Here is a 16639-nt window from a genome sequence, read left to right on the forward strand (position 1 = left end):
CCCATTTTCAACCCGCGATTCGGGTTTTTGGCTACATGCCGTATTTTGCCGCGGAGCGGCACTTCATTTGCTTCCAGGGTGGAAACAGGGATATTCAGGAGAAAACGTGACAAAAATCCGCCAGTTATGTTTAGTCAGTGTGTTGCTGACAAGCGGGATTGCCAGCGCGGCGAATGTCCGTTTGCAGGTTGAGGGGTTATCCGGGGCGCTACAAAAAAACGTGCGTGCGCAGTTGTCGACCATCCAGAGTGATGAGGTGACGCCAGACCGGCGTTTTCGCGCGCGCGTGGATGACGCCATCCGTGAAGGGCTGAAAGCGCTGGGGTATTACGAACCCACCATTGATTTCGATCTCCGCCCGCCGCCAAAGAAGGGGCGCCAGGTCCTTATTGCCCGCGTTTCGCCGGGTGAGCCGGTACTGATTGGCGGCACGAACGTCATCCTGCGCGGCGGGGCGCGTACCGACCGGGATTACCTTGACCTGCTCGGCACGCGGCCGAAAATCGGTACCGTGCTTAACCACGGTGACTACGACCATTTCAAAAAAGAGCTGACGAATGTTTCCCTGCGTAAGGGCTACTTCGACAGCCAGTTCAATAAAAGCCAGCTGGGGATTGCGCTGGATCGGCGTCAGGCCTTCTGGGATATCGACTACGACAGCGGAGAACGCTACCGCTTTGGCGATGTGACGTTTGAAGGGTCGCAAATTCGTGAAGAGTACCTGCAAAACCTCGTGCCGTTCAAAAAAGGGGATTACTACCAGTCGAGGGACCTGGCGGAACTGAACCGTCGTCTTTCCGCTACCGGCTGGTTTAACTCCGTGGTTGTCGCACCGGAATTTGATAAGTCTCGCAAAACGAAGGTGTTGCCGCTGCATGGCGTTGTCTCGCCGCGCACCGAGAACACCATTGAGACCGGTGTTGGCTACTCGACGGATGTTGGACCACGCGTGAGAACCTCGTGGAAAAAACCGTGGATGAACTCGTACGGTCACAGCCTGACCACCAGCCTGAGCCTCTCTGCGCCCGAGCAGCAGCTGGATTTTAGCTACAAAATGCCGCTGCTGAAAAATCCGCTTGAGCAATATTACCTTGTGCAGGGCGGTTTTAAGCGCACCGACTTGAACGACACCAAGCAGGACTCTACGACCCTTGCGGTCTCACGCTTCTGGGATCTCTCCAGCGGCTGGCAGCGCGCCATTAACCTGCGCTGGAGCCTGGACCACTTTACCCAGGCCAACGTCACCAATACCACCATGCTGCTTTATCCAGGCGTGATGATCAGCCGTACCCGCTCGCGCGGGGGACTGATGCCGACCTGGGGCGACTCACAGCGCTACTCCATTGATTATTCCAACTCCGCCTGGGGCTCCGACGTGGATTTCTCGGTGATTCAGGCGCAAAACGTCTGGATCCGCACGCTGTACGACAAACACCGCTTTGTCATGCGCGGCAATCTCGGCTGGATTGAAACGGGAGACTTCGAGCGCGTTCCGCCGGATCTGCGCTTCTTCGCCGGGGGCGACCGCAGCATTCGTGGGTATAAGTACAAATCGATCTCACCTGAGAACGAAAAGGGCCAGCTGACTGGTGCGTCAAAACTGGCGACCGGATCGCTGGAGTATCAGTACAACGTCAGCGGAAAGTGGTGGGGCGCCATGTTTGTTGACGGTGGTGAGGCGGTGAACGATATCCGCCGCAGCGACTTCAAAACCGGCGCGGGCGTGGGCGTACGCTGGCAGTCACCCGTCGGGCCCATCAAGCTCGACTTCGCCGTGCCTGTCGGCGACAAAGAAGAGCACGGATTACAGTTTTACATCGGTCTGGGGCCTGAATTATGAGTTTATGGAAGAAAATAAGCCTCGGGGTGCTGATTTTTATCGTGCTGCTGCTCGGTACGGTGGCGTTTCTGGTGGGAACGACGACCGGGCTGCATCTGCTGTTTAACGCTGCGAACCGCTGGGTGCCGGGTCTGGAGATTGGCCAGGTAACGGGCGGCTGGCGCGATCTGCGTCTGAAGAACATCCGCTACGAGCAGCCGGGCGTGGCGGTTAACGCCGGGGAGTTCCACCTGGCGGTCAAGCTGGGCTGCCTGCGCGACAGCAAGCTCTGCGTCAACGATCTGTCGCTAAAAGACGTCAACGTGGCGATAGATTCGAAAAAAATGCCGAAGTCTGCGCCGGTCGAGGAAGAGGACAGCGGCCCGCTGAATCTCTCCACGCCGTACCCAATCGCGCTCTATCGGGTCGCGCTCGATAACGTCAATATCAAAATCGACGACACTACCGTGTCCGTGATGGATTTCACCTCCGGCCTGCGCTGGCAGGAGAAAAACCTCACCCTGACGCCGACGTCGCTGCAGGGCTTACTGATCGCGCTGCCGAAGGTGGCTGACGTGGCGCAGGAAGAGATCGTCGAGCCGAAGATCCAGAACCCGCAGCCGGAAGAAAAACCGCTGGGCGAAACGCTGAAAGACCTCTTCTCGAAGCCTGTGCTGCCGGAAATGACCGACGTTCATCTGCCGCTAAATCTCAACATCGAGGAGTTCAAAGGCGAGCAGCTGCGCCTGACCGGCGATACCGATCTGACGGTCTACACCATGCTGCTGAAAGTCAGCAGCATTGACGGCAATATGAAGCTCGACGCGCTGGATATCGACACCAGCCAGGGTTCGGTGAATGCGTCGGGGAATGCCCTGCTGCGCGACAACTGGCCGGTGGACATTACGCTTAACAGTGCCCTCAACATCGATCCGCTGAAAGGCGAAAAGGTGAAGGTCAAAGTGGGCGGTGCGCTGCGCGACAAGCTGGACGTCGGGGTGAATCTCTCCGGCCCGGTGGACATGGTCCTGCGCGCGCAAACGCAGCTGGCGGAAGCCGGGCTGCCGCTCAATCTGGAGGTTGTCAGCAAGCAGCTTTACTGGCCGTTCACCGGTGAAAAACAGTTCCAGGCCGATGACCTGAAGCTGAAGCTGAGCGGCAAGATGACCGACTACACGCTCTCGTTCCGCACTGCGGTGAAGGGGCAGGGCGTGCCGCCCGCGAACATCACGCTGGATGCGAAGGGCAACGAACAGCAGGTCAACCTCGATAAGCTGACCGTCGCGGCGCTGGAAGGTAAAACCGAGCTGACCGCGTTGCTCGACTGGCAGCAGGCGATCAGCTGGCGCGGCGAGCTGAAGCTGACGGGCATTAACACCGCCAAAGAGGTGCCGGACTGGCCGTCGAAACTGGATGGCCTGATTAAAACCCGCGGCAGCCTGTACGGCGGTACGTGGCAGATGGACGTGCCGGAAATCAAGCTCACCGGGAACGTGAAGCAGAACAAGGTTAACGTTGAAGGCTCGGTGAAAGGCAACAGCTATCTGCAGTGGGTAATCCCGGGGCTGCACGTGGCGCTGGGCCGCAACACGGCGGATATCAAAGGCGAGCTGGGGGTGAAAGATCTCAATCTGGATGCCACCATCGATGCGCCGAATCTCGACAATGCCCTGCCGGGGCTGGGCGGCACGGCGAAAGGTCTCGTGAAAGTGCGCGGTACGGTGGAGGCGCCGCAGCTGCTGGCGGACATTACCGCCAATAACCTGCGCTGGCAGGAGCTGAGCGTTGCCCGCGTCCGCGTGGAAGGGGATGTGAAATCTACCGATCAGATCGGCGGTAGCCTGAACCTGCGCGTGGAGCGCATTTCTCAGCCGGACGTGAACATTAACCTGGTCACCCTGGACGCCAAAGGGAACGAGAAGCAGCACGACCTCCAGCTGCGCGTGCAGGGCGAGCCGGTCTCCGGCCAGCTTCACCTCACCGGCAGCTTTGACCGCAAGGAAGAACGCTGGAAAGGGACGCTGGATAACACGCGTTTCAATACGCCGGTCGGGCCGCTGGCGCTCTCGCGATCGATTGCCCTCGACTACCGCAATGCCGAGCAGAAGATCAGCATTGGGCCACACTGCTGGACCAACCCGAATGCGGAGCTGTGCGTGCCGCAGACCATCGATGCGGGTGCGGAAGGGCGCGCGCAGATCAACCTCAATCGCTTCGATCTGGCGATGCTGAAGCCGTTTATGCCGGACACGACTCAGGCCAGCGGCGTCTTCAGCGGGAAAGCCGACGTCGCCTGGGACACCACCAAAGAGGGGCTGCCGCAGGGCAGCGTCATGCTGTCCGGGCGTAACGTGAAGGTGACGCAGGAGGTCAACGACGCGCCGCTGCCGGTGGCGTTCGACACCCTGAACCTGAGTGCCGATCTGCATAACAATCGCGCACAGCTCGGGTGGACAATCCGCCTCACCAACAACGGCCAGCTGGACGGGCAGGTCCAGATTACCGATCCGCAGGGACGGCGTAATCTGGGCGGCAACGTCAACATCCGTAACTTCAACCTGGCGATGGTGAACCCGATTTTCGCGCGCGGGGAAAAAGCGGAGGGCATGCTCAACGCTAACCTGCGGCTGGCCGGTAACGTGCAAAGCCCGCAGCTATTCGGTCAGATGCGGCTCAGCGGCGTGGATATCGACGGCAACTTCATGCCGTTTGACATGCAGCCCAGCCAGATCGCGATGAACTTCAACGGCATGAGCTCGACGCTGAGCGGCTCGGTATTGACGCAGCAAGGGCAAATCAACCTGAGCGGCGACGCGGACTGGAGCCAGCTCGACAACTGGCGCGCCCGTATTGCCGCGAAGGGCAGCAAGGTGCGCATCACCGTACCGCCGATGGTGCGCCTGGACGTCTCGCCTGATGTGGTCTTTGAAGCCACGCCAAGCCTCTTCACGCTTGACGGACGCGTCGACGTGCCGTGGGCGCGCATCGTGGTTCACGACGTGCCGGAAAGCGCGGTCGGCGTCTCAAGTGATGAAGTTATGCTCAATGAAAATCTGAAACCTATAGAACAGAAGAGCGCGGGCATACCGATTAATAGCAACCTTATCGTGCACGTGGGGAATAACGTGCGGTTGGATGCGTTTGGGCTGAAGGCGAGGCTCACGGGCGACCTGAAAGTGGCGCAGGATAAACAAGGGCTTGGCCTGAACGGGCAGATCACTATTCCTGAAGGGCGTTTCCACGCCTATGGTCAGGATCTGATTGTGCGCAAAGGCGAGCTGCTGTTCTCCGGTCCACCGGATCAGCCCCTGTTGAACATCGAAGCGATTCGTAACCCGGAAGCGACGGAAAACGACGTCATTGCTGGCGTTCGCGTCACCGGTTCCGCCGACGAGCCGAAGGCGGAGATCTTCTCTGACCCGGCGATGTCGCAGCAGGAAGCTCTCTCTTATCTGCTGCGTGGACAAGGTCTGGACAGCGGACAAAGCGACAGTGCGGCGATGACCTCGATGTTAGTGGGTCTGGGGGTTGCACAAAGTGGGCAGGTTGTGGGTAAAATCGGCGAGACGTTCGGCGTAAGCAATCTGGCGTTGGACACCCAGGGCGTGGGTGACTCCTCGCAGGTGGTGGTCAGCGGCTATGTACTGCCGGGTCTGCAGGTAAAATATGGTGTGGGGATCTTTGACTCACTGGCAACTCTCACGTTACGCTATCGCCTGATGCCCAAGCTATATCTGGAAGCAGTGTCCGGCGTAGACCAGGCACTTGATCTGCTCTATCAGTTTGAGTTTTAGCAATGCGAATATTTGTCTACGGCAGTTTACGAACCAAGCAAGGCAACAGTCACTGGATGACCAATGCCCTGCTGCTGGGGAATTACAATATCGAGAACTACCAGTTGTACAGCCTGGGCCACTATCCAGGCGCGGTTCCGGGCGAAGGAACAGTACAGGGTGAAGTCTATCGTATTGATAACGCGACGCTTGCCGAACTTGATGCCTTGCGCACCAGGGGCGGTGAATACGCACGCCAGTTGATCCAGACGCCGTACGGAAGTGCGTGGATGTACGTCTACCAGCGTCCGGTCGAAGGGTTAACGCGGATTGTAAGCGGTAACTGGTTAGACAGAGACCAGTACTGAAAAAAACAACGCCACCGTGAGGTGGCGTTGTTTTTTTACGCCTTTTGCCGGGCGGCGCGCCGCCACAAAAAAGCCCCGACATGCGGGGCTTTCATCAATCAGCAGTAAGAATTACTTCTTAGCAGCGCGTTCGAAAGAGGCGATGATTTCTGCTTTCGCCGCTTCTGCGTTGTCCCAGCCGTCAACTTTAACCCACTTGCCTTTTTCGAGGTCTTTGTAGTGCTCGAAGAAGTGAGTGATCTGCGCTTTCAGCAGCTCTGGCAGGTCGTTCACATCTTTGATGTGATCGTATTCTTTGCTCAGCTTGGTGTGCGGTACCGCAACCAGCTTCGCATCTTCACCGGATTCGTCGGTCATTTTCAGCACGCCAACTGGACGGCAGCGAATGACGGAGCCTGGCTCCAGTGGGTATGGCGTTGGGACCAGCACGTCAACCGGGTCACCGTCCAGAGACAGGGTGTGGTTGATGTAACCGTAGTTGCACGGATAGAACATCGCGGTAGACATGAAACGGTCTACGAACAGGGCGCCGCTCTCTTTGTCCACTTCGTATTTGATAGGATCTGCGTTAGCCGGGATTTCGATAACTACGTAGATGTCTTCTGGCAGTTCTTTACCCGCTGGGACGTTGAGTAAGCTCATGTCGGTGTCCTTTAAAATGGATGGTAAACAAGTGGCAGGTATTATAGCCAACTCGCGCTGAATGTCTCCGCCTGTTTTCGCTTTCTCTCCCCGCTTTCTCCACTTTTCAGACCCTTTCCATGACAGAAAAATCCATAAACTCAGCCGCATTTTTCATGGTGAAATGAAAGCGATTACAAACTTGTGATTAACGTTTTATTCACTTTTCTGAAGTGTGATGTAACGCAATTCGTTACATATTTCATGGGCTATAGTCATTTCGCAGAACATCTTTTAACCAACAATAAACACCCCTACGAGGACGCTCATATGTGGAAGCGCTTACTTCTTGTCACAGCAGTTTCGGCAGCCATGTCGTCTATGGCGATGGCCGCTCCCTTAACCGTAGGTTTTTCGCAGGTCGGCTCTGAATCTGGCTGGCGAGCGGCTGAAACCAACGTTGCCAAAAGCGAGGCTCAGAAACGCGGCATTACCCTGAAAATCGCCGATGGTCAGCAGAAACAAGAGAATCAGATCAAAGCCGTACGCTCCTTTATCGCCCAGGGCGTGGATGCCATCTTTATTGCACCCGTCGTGGCGACCGGCTGGGAACCCGTCCTGAAGGAAGCGAAAGACGCTGAGATCCCTGTCTTCCTGCTTGACCGTTCCATCGACGTCAAAGACAAATCCCTCTATATGACCACCGTGACCGCCAACAACGTGCTGGAAGGGCAATTGATTGGCGACTGGCTGGTGAAACAGGTCGACGGTAAGCCGTGTAACGTCGTTGAGCTGCAGGGCACCGTCGGCGCGAGCGTGGCCATCGACCGTAAAAAAGGCTTTGCTGAGGCCATCGCTAAAGCGCCAAACATCAAGATTATCCGCTCTCAGTCCGGCGACTTTACGCGCAGTAAAGGTAAAGAGGTCATGGAGAGCTTCATCAAGGCTGAAAACAACGGCAAGAACATCTGCATGGTTTACGCCCACAACGATGACATGGCGATCGGTGCGATTCAGGCGATTAAAGAAGCGGGCCTGAAGCCGGGCAAAGATATCCTCACCGGCTCTATCGACGGCGTGCCGGACATCTACAAAGCGATGATTGACGGCGAAGCCAACGCCAGCGTGGAGCTGACGCCAAACATGGCGGGCCCGGCATTCGACGCGCTGGAGAAATTCAAGAAAGACGGCACGATGCCTGAGAAGGTGACGGTCACCAAGTCCACGCTCTACCTGCCTGACACGGCGAAAGAAGAGTTAGAGAAGAAGAAAAATATGGGCTACTGATGCCTTCACCCCTCACCCCAGCCCTCTCCCGGAGGGGAGAGGGAAAAGGGCGGTTTGGGCAGAAATTTATAGACTGGCACGAATAGTCCCCTCTCCCCTCCGGGGAGAGGGTCAGGGTGAGGGGGAAACCATGACCACTGAACAACACCAGGAAATCCTCCGCACAGAGGGCTTAAGCAAATTCTTCCCCGGCGTAAAGGCGCTGGATAACGTTGATTTCAGCCTTCGGCGCGGTGAGATCATGGCGCTGCTGGGCGAGAACGGCGCGGGAAAATCGACGCTGATTAAATCCCTGACCGGCGTTTATCACGCCGATCGCGGCACCATCTGGCTGGAAGGCAACGCCATTTCGCCGAAAAATACCGCCCATGCCCAGCAGCTGGGGATCGGGACGGTGTACCAGGAAGTGAACCTGCTGCCGAATATGTCGGTGGCGGATAATCTGTTTATTGGCCGTGAGCCGCGACGTTTTGGCCTGCTGCGCCGCAAAGAGATGGAGGCGCGGGCGACAAAGCTGATGGAATCGTACGGCTTCTCCCTCGACGTCCGCGAGCCGCTGAACCGCTTTTCCGTGGCGATGCAGCAGATCGTCGCCATCTGTCGCGCGATCGATCTCTCCGCGAAGGTACTCATCCTCGACGAACCCACCGCCAGCCTCGATACCCAGGAAGTGGAGATGCTCTTTACCCTGATGCGCCAGCTGCGCGATCAGGGCGTCAGCCTGATCTTCGTTACCCACTTCCTCGATCAGGTATATGAGGTAAGCGATCGCATCACGGTGCTGCGCAACGGCAGCTTTGTCGGCTGCCGCGAAACCTGCGAGCTGCCGCAGATCGAACTGGTGAAAATGATGCTGGGCCGCGAGCTGGAAACCAACGCCCTTCAGCGCGCCGGGCGCACGCTGCTCAGCGAGAAACCGGTCGCCGCGTTCAGCGATTACGGCAAGAAAGGCGTGATATCGCCGTTTAATCTGGAAGTCCGCCCGGGGGAAATTGTCGGGCTGGCGGGCCTGCTGGGCTCCGGCCGGACCGAAACTGCCGAGGTGATCTTCGGGATCAAGCCGGCCGACAGCGGCACCGCGCTGATCAAGGGCAAACCGCAAACCTTACGATCGCCGCATCAGGCCTCCTGCCTGGGCGTCGGCTTCTGCCCGGAAGACCGAAAAACGGACGGTATTATTGCCGCGGCCTCGGTGCGGGAAAATATCATCCTGGCGCTGCAGGCCCAGCGCGGCTGGCTGCGCCCGATCCCCCGTAAAGAGCAAAACGCCATCGCCGAGCGCTTTATCCGCCAGCTCGGCATCCGCACGCCGAGCGCGGAACAGCCTATTGAGTTCCTCTCCGGCGGTAACCAGCAGAAGGTTCTCCTCTCCCGCTGGCTGCTGACCAAACCCCAGTTCCTGATCCTCGACGAACCGACCCGCGGCATTGACGTGGGGGCGCACGCCGAAATTATCCGGCTTATCGAAACCCTGTGCGCGGACGGTCTGGCGCTGCTGGTTATTTCGTCCGAGCTGGAAGAGCTGGTGGGCTATGCCGATCGCGTCATCATCATGCGCGATCGCAAACAGGTGGCAGAGGTCCCGCTGGATAAGCTGTCCGTTCCGGCGATCATGAATGCCATCGCGGCATAAGGAGTAAATCGTGATGCCCCGTTCGCTTTCGCAAACCGGTGAGTCAAAGCGCCGATTCAGCTGGCCAACCGGCACGCCGCAAATCGCAGCGCTGCTGGTGGTTCTGCTGGTTGATAGCCTTGTCGCGCCGCATTTCTTCCAGATTATCGTGCAGGATGGTCGCCTGTTTGGCAGCCCGATAGACATTCTAAACCGTGCCGCGCCGGTGGCGCTGCTGGCCATCGGGATGACGCTGGTCATCGCCACCGGCGGGATTGACCTTTCCGTCGGCGCGGTGATGGCCATCGCCGGGGCCACGGCAGCCTCCATGACCGTGTCCGGACACAGCCTGCCGGTGGTTCTGCTGGCGGCCTTAGGCACCGGCGTGCTGGCCGGATTGTGGAACGGCATTCTGGTGGCGGTGCTGAAAATTCAGCCCTTTGTCGCCACCCTTATCTTAATGGTGGCCGGGCGCGGCGTGGCGCAGCTGATTACCTCCGGACAGATTGTCACCTTTAACTCCCCGAGCCTGGCGTGGCTCGGAAGCGGCAACCTGCTGTTCTTCCCGACGCCGGTGATTATTGCCCTGGCCACGCTCGTTGTCTTCTGGCTTTTCACCCGCAAAACGGCGCTGGGCATGTTCATTGAAGCCGTCGGGATCAACATCCGCGCCGCGCGCAACGCCGGGGTCAACACCCGCCTGATGGTGATGCTGACCTACGTGCTGAGCGGCGTCTGCGCCGCCATCGCCGGGGTCATCGTCGCGGCGGATATTCGCGGGGCCGATGCCAACAACGCGGGGCTCTGGCTGGAGCTGGACGCGATCCTCGCGGTGGTGATCGGCGGCGGGTCGCTGATGGGCGGGCGCTTTAACCTGCTGCTCTCGGTGATAGGCGCGCTGATCATTCAGGGAATGAACACCGGGATCCTGCTCTCGGGGTTCCAGCCGGAACTCAACCAGGTGGTGAAAGCGGTGGTCGTGCTCTGCGTGCTGATCGTCCAGTCGCCGCGCTTTGTCAGCATCATTAAGGGGATCCGTGGACATGATAAAACGTAATTTACCGTTGATGATCACGCTGGGCGTGTTTGTGCTGGGGTATCTCTACTGCCTCACCCAATTCCCTGGTTTTGCGTCGACGCGCGTGATTTGCAATATCCTGACCGATAACGCCTTTTTAGGCATCATCGCCGTCGGAATGACCTTTGTGATCCTCTCCGGCGGGATCGATCTCTCCGTTGGCTCGGTGATCGCGTTCACGGGCGTGTTCCTCGCGAAGGCGATCGGCTTCTGGGGGATCTCTCCGCTGGTGGCGTTTCCGCTGGTGCTGGCGATGGGCTGCGCGTTTGGCGCCTTTATGGGGCTGCTGATCGACGCGTTAAAAATTCCGGCGTTTATCATTACCCTCGCGGGGATGTTTTTCCTGCGCGGGGTGAGCTATCTGGTGTCGGAAGAATCGATTCCGATTAACCATCCGGTGTACGACACGCTCTCCAGCCTGGCGTGGAAAATTCCCGGCGGCGGCCGCCTGAGCGCGATGGGGCTGCTGATGCTGGGCGTGGTGGTGATTGGCATCTTCCTCGCCCACCGTACCCGGTTTGGCAATCAGGTGTACGCCATCGGCGGTAGCGCCACGTCGGCAAACCTGATGGGGATCTCCACCCGCAGTACCAACATCCGCATCTATATGCTCTCGACCGGCCTGGCGACGCTGGCGGGTATCGTCTTCTCGGTGTATACCCAGGCGGGCTATGCCCTTGCAGGCGTGGGCGTGGAGCTGGATGCGATTGCTTCTGTGGTTATCGGCGGCACGCTGCTGAGCGGTGGGGTCGGTACCGTGCTGGGAACGCTGTTCGGCGTGGCTATCCAGGGGCTGATACAAACCTATATCAACTTTGACGGCACGCTCAGCTCCTGGTGGACGAAGATCGCCATCGGCATTCTGCTGTTTATTTTTATTGCCCTGCAGCGGGGGCTGACGGTGCTCTGGGAGAACCGCCAAAGCTCGCCTGTTACCCGCGTAAACACATCGGTAACAGAGCGATAACACGCTGAATTTGCTTAAAGTCTAAACATTTTCCGGTAGCGGCCGATACTCTTTTTTTATGCCCAGAAATATCTCGCTACCGGAAATAATATCATGCTTAAAACGCTATCGATTCGTACCGGCTTGCTCTCTTTACTGGCCGTTATGACCCTTCTGCTGCTGATTGTCAGCGGCATTGGCATTTATGCCCTCACACAGAGTTCTTCTTCACTGCAGCGTATTAATCACCTTCAGGGTGAGCAGATGGTGCAGCTTAATTCTGGCTATACGCTGATCCTGCGCGCGCGCAATGAGGCGGGCCAGGCCGTCCGCATGATGGAAATCGGCATGCTGGACGATGCGGCCAAAGCGGTAAAAAACATCAATCAGGAAGTTGCCCTGGCCCAGAAAACGCTGAAAGGCGTGATCGACGGCGGCGTGGCTGACGAGCAGGGGCAACAGCTGCTCGATAAAGTGGCGGCCAGCCTGGCGACCTATAGCCAGCAGGGGATCAACCCGATGCTGAAAACCCTGAATGACCAGAGCGCGGACGGGTATTACGATCTGCTGGAGAAGACGCTGATTCCGGTGGCGAAGCAGTTTGATAACGATATGCAGGCGTTTCAGAAATGGAGCGAAGCGCGTGGTCAGGCGGAAGTGAGTGCCGTGCAGGCGAGCAAAACCCGCGTCCTGATCCTGATTATCGTCGCAGCGCTGCTGACGGCGGGCATTATCGTGCTCGCGTGGCTGGTGCTGCGCCATATGCTGCTCAAGCCGCTTTCGGCCTCGATCGCTCAGCTGGAGAACGTGGCGGCGGGGGATTTAACCCATACGCTGAATGCCCCCGCGAGCCAGGAATTTAACCGCCTCAACGCGGTGATAGAGCAGATGCGACAGTCGCTGATGAACTCGGTTATGCGGGTACGCGATGCCAGTTCGCAAATTGACACCGGCAGCCGCGAGCTGACGCTGGGAAACCGCGATCTTGCCGAGCGTACAGAATCCACCGCCACGTCGCTGGAGCAGACGGCGGCCAGCATGGAACAGATCACCGCGACGGTGAAGCTCAACGCCGATAACGCCGAGCAGGCGCACCAGCTGGCGAAGTCGGTGTCCGACACGGCCGATCACGGCAGCGAAATGGTCTGCTACGTAATTGAAAAAATGCGCGATATCTCGGGCAGCTCGGCGCGCATCGCCGACATCCTGAGCGTGATCGACGGTATTGCCTTCCAGACCAATATTCTGGCGCTTAACGCCTCCGTGGAAGCGGCGCGCGCGGGCGAGCAGGGGCGCGGGTTTGCCGTCGTCGCGGGCGAAGTGCGAAACCTTGCCAGCCGCAGCGCCGACGCGGCGAAAGAGATCCGATCGCTTATCAGCGATTCGCAGACCCACGTTAACGAGGGCAGCGAGCTGGCCCAGCAGGCTGGCGAAACCATGGACGAAATCGCAACAGAAGTGCTGCGCATGACCAAACTGATGCGTGAGATTGCGACCGCGTCTCAGGAGCAGAGCCGTGGTATTGAGCAGGTGAATATTGCGGTGAATCAGATGGACGAAACCGCGCAGCAGAATGCGGCGCTGGTGCAGCAATCCTCCGCCGCGACCCGCTCCCTTGAGGAACAGTCGCGTCAGCTGATGGAAGCCATGTCATCATTCAAAGTGACGACTCAGACCGCTGCATAATATTACCCAGCCCCGGTACGTTCTGTGCCGGGGTTTTATTTTTTCCGGAATTAACTGCCGCAATATTATCGTGAATTTCACCCATTAATATTTCCAGCGAACTGGTTAAAGCTAACGCTTTTTCCGTCGGTTCAAGATATAAACCTTTGCGGAAAAATAACGGTTCATCAAAGAGTTGATTAAAACGCTTTAGGGCCAGACTCACCGCCGGACGTGACATCTCCAGACGCAAAGAGGCTTTTGCCATGCTGCCGCAGCGGACGATTTCAATAAATACAGGGATAAGATTTAAATCAATGCCGGTATTAGCACGGGAATAATTTTTCATTGCGATTCTGCTCCACGAAATATCTGTCAAACTGTTATGGAAATAATGCAGGAGCAGTGGTGAATATTAAAGCATGTTTTTTATAAACACTTATACGGTAAAATATATAAATGACCAGGGGAGCCAGAACGGCTCCCCTGTAGAGAGGCATTACGCGTCCGGGTACTCACGGATAAAACGTTCAACGTCTTCAACCATGTGGTTGTTGCCGACGAAGAATGAACGGCGCTGGTGAAGGCTTTCCGGCACGATATCCAGAATGCGCTCTTTACCGTCGCTCGCCTTGCCGCCCGCCTGTTCGGCGAGGAACGCCATCGGGTTGCACTCGTACAGCAGGCGCAGCTTCCCGTCCGGGTGGCTGGCGGTGCTTGGGTAGAGGTAGATACCGCCTTTCAGCAGGTTACGGTGGAAATCCGCGACCAGAGAGCCAATATAGCGGGACGTGTACGGGCGCTGGGTTGCTTTATCTTCTTCCTGGCAGAATTTAATGTACTTCTTCACGCCGTTCGGGAATCGGATGTAGTTGCCTTCGTTGATGGAGTAGGTGTTGCCCTTCTCCGGGAAGCGCATGCGTTCCTGGCTCAGGCAGAAAACGCCAAGTGAAGGATCGTACGTAAAGGCGTGAACTCCGCAACCGGTGGTGTACACCAGCATGGTGGAGGAGCCATAAACGACGTAACCGGCAGCAACCTGGTTAATGCCCGGCTGCAGGAAATCTTCTTCGGTCACCGGCGTGCCAACAGGCGTGACGCGGCGGTAGATTGAGAAAATGGTACCGACAGAAACGTTAACGTCGATGTTTGAGGAACCGTCGAGCGGATCCATCAGAACAACGTATTTAGCGTGTTCACACCCTTCGAAAACAACAATTTCATCTTCTTCTTCAGAGGCGATACCCGCAACGATGTCGCGCGCGCGCAGTGCAGCTTTCAGTTTTTCATTTGCGAACAGATCGAGCTTCTGTTGAACCTCGCCCTGAACGTTCTCGGCACCGCTGGCACCCAGGATATCGACCAGACCGGCCTTGTTGATATCACGGTGGATGATCTTAGCGCCCAGCTTTATTGCCGACAGCAAAGCAGTGAGTTCACCGGTAGCATGAGAGAACTCGTGCTGCTTTTCGACAATAAATTCACCTAACGTTTTCATAACACTTTCCCTGCATCTTTGTGAGTAGAGCGATTGTATGTTCACTAAAACGACTAAAGCCCAACAATCTTAACAAACATTCAAATATTAGCGCAGAGGTGAATCGCGCCAGCAACATACGGATTTACCTGAAATGCGTTTCACAGCCGCTAACATGTGAGTAAAATGTGCGCCACATTGAAGAAGGATAGTGACGTATGCGCATTCATATATTGGGGATTTGTGGCACTTTCATGGGCGGACTGGCAATGCTGGCGCGCTCGCTGGGCCATGAAGTGACAGGTTCGGACGCCAATGTGTATCCGCCAATGAGCACACTTCTGGAGAAACAGGGCATCTCGTTAATTCAGGGCTACGATGCCAGCCAGCTGGATCCCGAGCCGGACCTGGTGATCATCGGCAACGCTATGACCCGCGGCAATCCGTGCGTCGAGGCGGTTCTGGAACGCAATATTCCGTTCATGTCCGGCCCTCAGTGGCTGCATGACTTCGTCCTGCGCGACCGCTGGGTGGTTGCCGTTGCCGGTACCCATGGCAAAACCACGACCGCGGGCATGGCGACCTGGATCCTCGAAGCCTGCGGCTACAAGCCGGGCTTCGTGATTGGCGGCGTTCCGGGTAATTTCGACGTTTCTGCGCGTCTGGGTGACAGCCCGTTCTTCGTGATCGAAGCCGACGAATACGACTGCGCGTTCTTCGACAAGCGCTCCAAGTTCGTGCACTACTGCCCGCGCACGCTGATACTCAACAACCTTGAGTTTGACCATGCGGATATTTTTGACGATCTGAAAGCGATCCAGAAACAGTTCCACCACCTGGTGCGCATTGTTCCGGGCCAGGGGCGCATCATCCTGCCGGAAAACGACATCAACCTGAAGCAGACGATGGCGATGGGCTGCTGGAGCGAGCAGGAGCTGGTGGGCGAGCAGGGCCACTGGCAGGCGAAGAAGCTCAACGCCGATGCCTCCGAGTGGGAAGTGCTGCTCGACGGTGAAAAAGTGGGTGAGGTGAAGTGGGGCCTGGTGGGCGAGCACAACATGCACAACGGCCTGATGGCCATTGCTGCGGCGCGTCACGTGGGCGTTCTGCCTGCGGATGCGGCCAATGCGCTGGGCTCGTTCATAAACGCCCGTCGCCGTCTGGAACTGCGCGGTGAAGCCCACGGCGTTACCGTGTATGACGATTTCGCGCACCACCCAACGGCCATTCTGGCAACGCTTGCCGCCCTGCGCGGCAAGGTCGGCGGGACAGCCCGCATTCTGGCGGTGCTGGAACCGCGCTCGAACACCATGAAGATGGGCATCTGCAAAGATGACCTCGCGCCGTCGTTAGGACGTGCCGATGAGGTCTTCCTGCTGCAGCCGCAGCATATTCCGTGGCAGGTGGCAGAAGTGGCCGACGCCTGCATTCAGCCTGCGCACTGGAGCGCGGATGTGGATGCGCTCGCGGATATGGTGGTGAAAGCCGCTCAGCCTGGCGACCACATTCTGGTGATGAGCAACGGCGGTTTTGGTGGGATCCATCAGAAGCTGCTGGACGGTCTGGCGAAGAAAGCGGAAGCGGCAGCCGCAGAGTAAAAAAAAGCCCGGTGGCGCTTGCGCTTACCGGGCCTACTTTCCCGTGTTTTCTCCCTCGCCCCTCCGGGGTGAGGGGGAAGAGATTACTCTTCGTTCTCAGACAGCTCGCGCAGATACTGGAAAATCAGGCGCGCAGACTTCGGCGGCTTATTCCCTTCTTTCTCTTTCTTCGCGTTGCGGATCAAGGAACGCAGCTGCTGGCGGTCGGCATCCGGCCACAGGTTTAGCACTTCCGGCACGGCGTCATCACCCTGTTCAATCAGGCGATCGCGGATCTGCTCCAGCTTATGGAACAGCGCAACCTGCTGGTTGTGGCGGTTTTTCAGCTTGTCCAGCGCCTGGCGGATCGGATCGACGTCGCGCTGACGCAGCATTTTCCCGATAAGCTGAAGCTG

Annotated in this window: 13 protein-coding genes; 9 read left to right on the plus strand and 4 right to left on the minus strand. The window is 57.7% G+C overall.

Annotation, left to right across the window (positions count from 1 at the left end):
- Window positions 1-106 precede the first annotated feature (106 nt).
- From tamA to INF68_RS16970, 3 genes are read left to right on the plus strand one after another with little or no spacing between them, the layout of a single operon-like run.
- A complete protein-coding gene (gene tamA / locus INF68_RS16960; RefSeq protein ID WP_126787462.1) occupies window positions 107-1840 on the plus strand; it encodes an autotransporter assembly complex protein TamA in 1734 nt (577 codons plus the stop codon).
- A complete protein-coding gene (tamB, locus tag INF68_RS16965) occupies window positions 1837-5613 on the plus strand; it encodes an autotransporter assembly complex protein TamB (protein WP_126787461.1) in 3777 nt (1258 codons plus the stop codon). The genes tamA and tamB overlap by 4 nt, the downstream gene beginning before the upstream one ends.
- 2 nt (window positions 5614-5615) lie before the next feature.
- The gene (locus tag INF68_RS16970) at window positions 5616-5960 is read left to right on the plus strand and encodes a gamma-glutamylcyclotransferase (RefSeq protein ID WP_014830431.1); all 345 of its coding nucleotides are present in this window, start codon (window positions 5616-5618) and stop codon (window positions 5958-5960) included.
- A gap of 111 nt (window positions 5961-6071) precedes the next feature.
- On the opposite strand, the gene ppa is transcribed toward INF68_RS16970, so the two are convergent.
- Complete coding sequence (gene ppa / locus INF68_RS16975; RefSeq protein ID WP_010427397.1) at window positions 6072-6602, minus strand: inorganic diphosphatase; 531 nt, start codon at window positions 6600-6602, stop codon at window positions 6072-6074.
- Window positions 6603-6911: 309 nt separating this feature from the next.
- Between ppa and ytfQ the strand changes: the two genes are divergently transcribed.
- From ytfQ to INF68_RS17000, 5 genes are all read left to right on the plus strand, one after another.
- On the plus strand, window positions 6912-7868 hold the full coding sequence (gene ytfQ / locus INF68_RS16980; protein WP_045402315.1) for a galactofuranose ABC transporter substrate-binding protein YtfQ: 957 nt from the start codon (window positions 6912-6914) through the stop codon (window positions 7866-7868).
- Window positions 7869-7998: 130 nt separating this feature from the next.
- Entirely contained in the window at window positions 7999-9501 is a 1503-nt protein-coding gene (gene ytfR, locus INF68_RS16985) for a galactofuranose ABC transporter, ATP-binding protein YtfR (protein ID WP_126786236.1), read from the plus strand.
- A 10-nt stretch (window positions 9502-9511) separates the two neighbouring features.
- Window positions 9512-10537, plus strand: coding sequence for a galactofuranose ABC transporter, ATP-binding protein YtfT (ytfT, locus tag INF68_RS16990; protein ID WP_162269771.1), 1026 nt, complete (start codon window positions 9512-9514; stop codon window positions 10535-10537).
- Entirely contained in the window at window positions 10524-11525 is a 1002-nt protein-coding gene (gene yjfF / locus INF68_RS16995; RefSeq protein ID WP_126786237.1) for a galactofuranose ABC transporter, permease protein YjfF, read from the plus strand. Before ytfT ends, yjfF begins: the two co-directional genes overlap by 14 nt.
- Window positions 11526-11618: 93 nt before the next feature.
- Complete coding sequence (locus INF68_RS17000; RefSeq protein WP_126786238.1) at window positions 11619-13190, plus strand: methyl-accepting chemotaxis protein; 1572 nt, start codon at window positions 11619-11621, stop codon at window positions 13188-13190.
- Here the strand turns inward: INF68_RS17000 and INF68_RS17005 are convergent.
- Window positions 13162-13518 carry a LysR family transcriptional regulator gene (locus INF68_RS17005; protein WP_126786239.1) on the minus strand — a complete coding sequence of 119 codons (357 nt, stop codon included), beginning with the start codon at window positions 13516-13518 and terminating at the stop codon, window positions 13162-13164. The two genes, INF68_RS17000 and INF68_RS17005, sit on opposite strands and share 29 nt — an antisense overlap.
- A gap of 150 nt (window positions 13519-13668) precedes the next feature.
- Window positions 13669-14667, minus strand: a complete 999-nt coding sequence (fbp, locus tag INF68_RS17010) for a class 1 fructose-bisphosphatase (RefSeq protein ID WP_023310178.1) — start codon at window positions 14665-14667, stop codon at window positions 13669-13671.
- A 197-nt stretch (window positions 14668-14864) separates the two neighbouring features.
- On the opposite strand from fbp, the gene mpl reads away from it, so the two are divergent.
- Window positions 14865-16244, plus strand: a complete 1380-nt coding sequence (gene mpl, locus INF68_RS17015; protein ID WP_029739256.1) for a UDP-N-acetylmuramate:L-alanyl-gamma-D-glutamyl-meso-diaminopimelate ligase — start codon at window positions 14865-14867, stop codon at window positions 16242-16244.
- 83 nt (window positions 16245-16327) lie between these two features.
- On the opposite strand, the gene yjgA is transcribed toward mpl, so the two are convergent.
- A partial coding sequence (gene yjgA, locus INF68_RS23270) for a ribosome biogenesis factor YjgA (protein WP_227412893.1) occupies window positions 16328-16639 on the minus strand: 312 nt, incomplete at its 5' end.

Origin of the sequence: Enterobacter cloacae complex sp. P16RS2, assembly GCF_014982155.1 — a bacterium.
In the GTDB taxonomy this organism is placed as follows: Bacteria; Pseudomonadota; Gammaproteobacteria; order Enterobacterales; family Enterobacteriaceae; genus Enterobacter; species Enterobacter cloacae_M.

Bases quoted from the DNA above. Each gene is read 5' to 3' on its own strand.
- tamB (WP_126787461.1), top strand. From the start codon at position 1,837: ATGAGTTTATGGAAGAAAATAAGCCTCGGGGTGCTGATTTTTATCGTG.
- INF68_RS16970 (WP_014830431.1), top strand. From the start codon at position 5,616: ATGCGAATATTTGTCTACGGCAGTTTACGAACCAAGCAAGGCAACAGT.
- ppa (WP_010427397.1), bottom strand. From the start codon at position 6,602: ATGAGCTTACTCAACGTCCCAGCGGGTAAAGAACTGCCAGAAGACATC.
- ytfQ (WP_045402315.1), top strand. From the start codon at position 6,912: ATGTGGAAGCGCTTACTTCTTGTCACAGCAGTTTCGGCAGCCATGTCG.
- ytfR (WP_126786236.1), top strand. From the start codon at position 7,999: ATGACCACTGAACAACACCAGGAAATCCTCCGCACAGAGGGCTTAAGC.
- yjfF (WP_126786237.1), top strand. From the start codon at position 10,524: ATGATAAAACGTAATTTACCGTTGATGATCACGCTGGGCGTGTTTGTG.
- INF68_RS17000 (WP_126786238.1), top strand. From the start codon at position 11,619: ATGCTTAAAACGCTATCGATTCGTACCGGCTTGCTCTCTTTACTGGCC.
- INF68_RS17005 (WP_126786239.1), bottom strand. From the start codon at position 13,518: ATGAAAAATTATTCCCGTGCTAATACCGGCATTGATTTAAATCTTATC.
- fbp (WP_023310178.1), bottom strand. From the start codon at position 14,667: ATGAAAACGTTAGGTGAATTTATTGTCGAAAAGCAGCACGAGTTCTCT.
- mpl (WP_029739256.1), top strand. From the start codon at position 14,865: ATGCGCATTCATATATTGGGGATTTGTGGCACTTTCATGGGCGGACTG.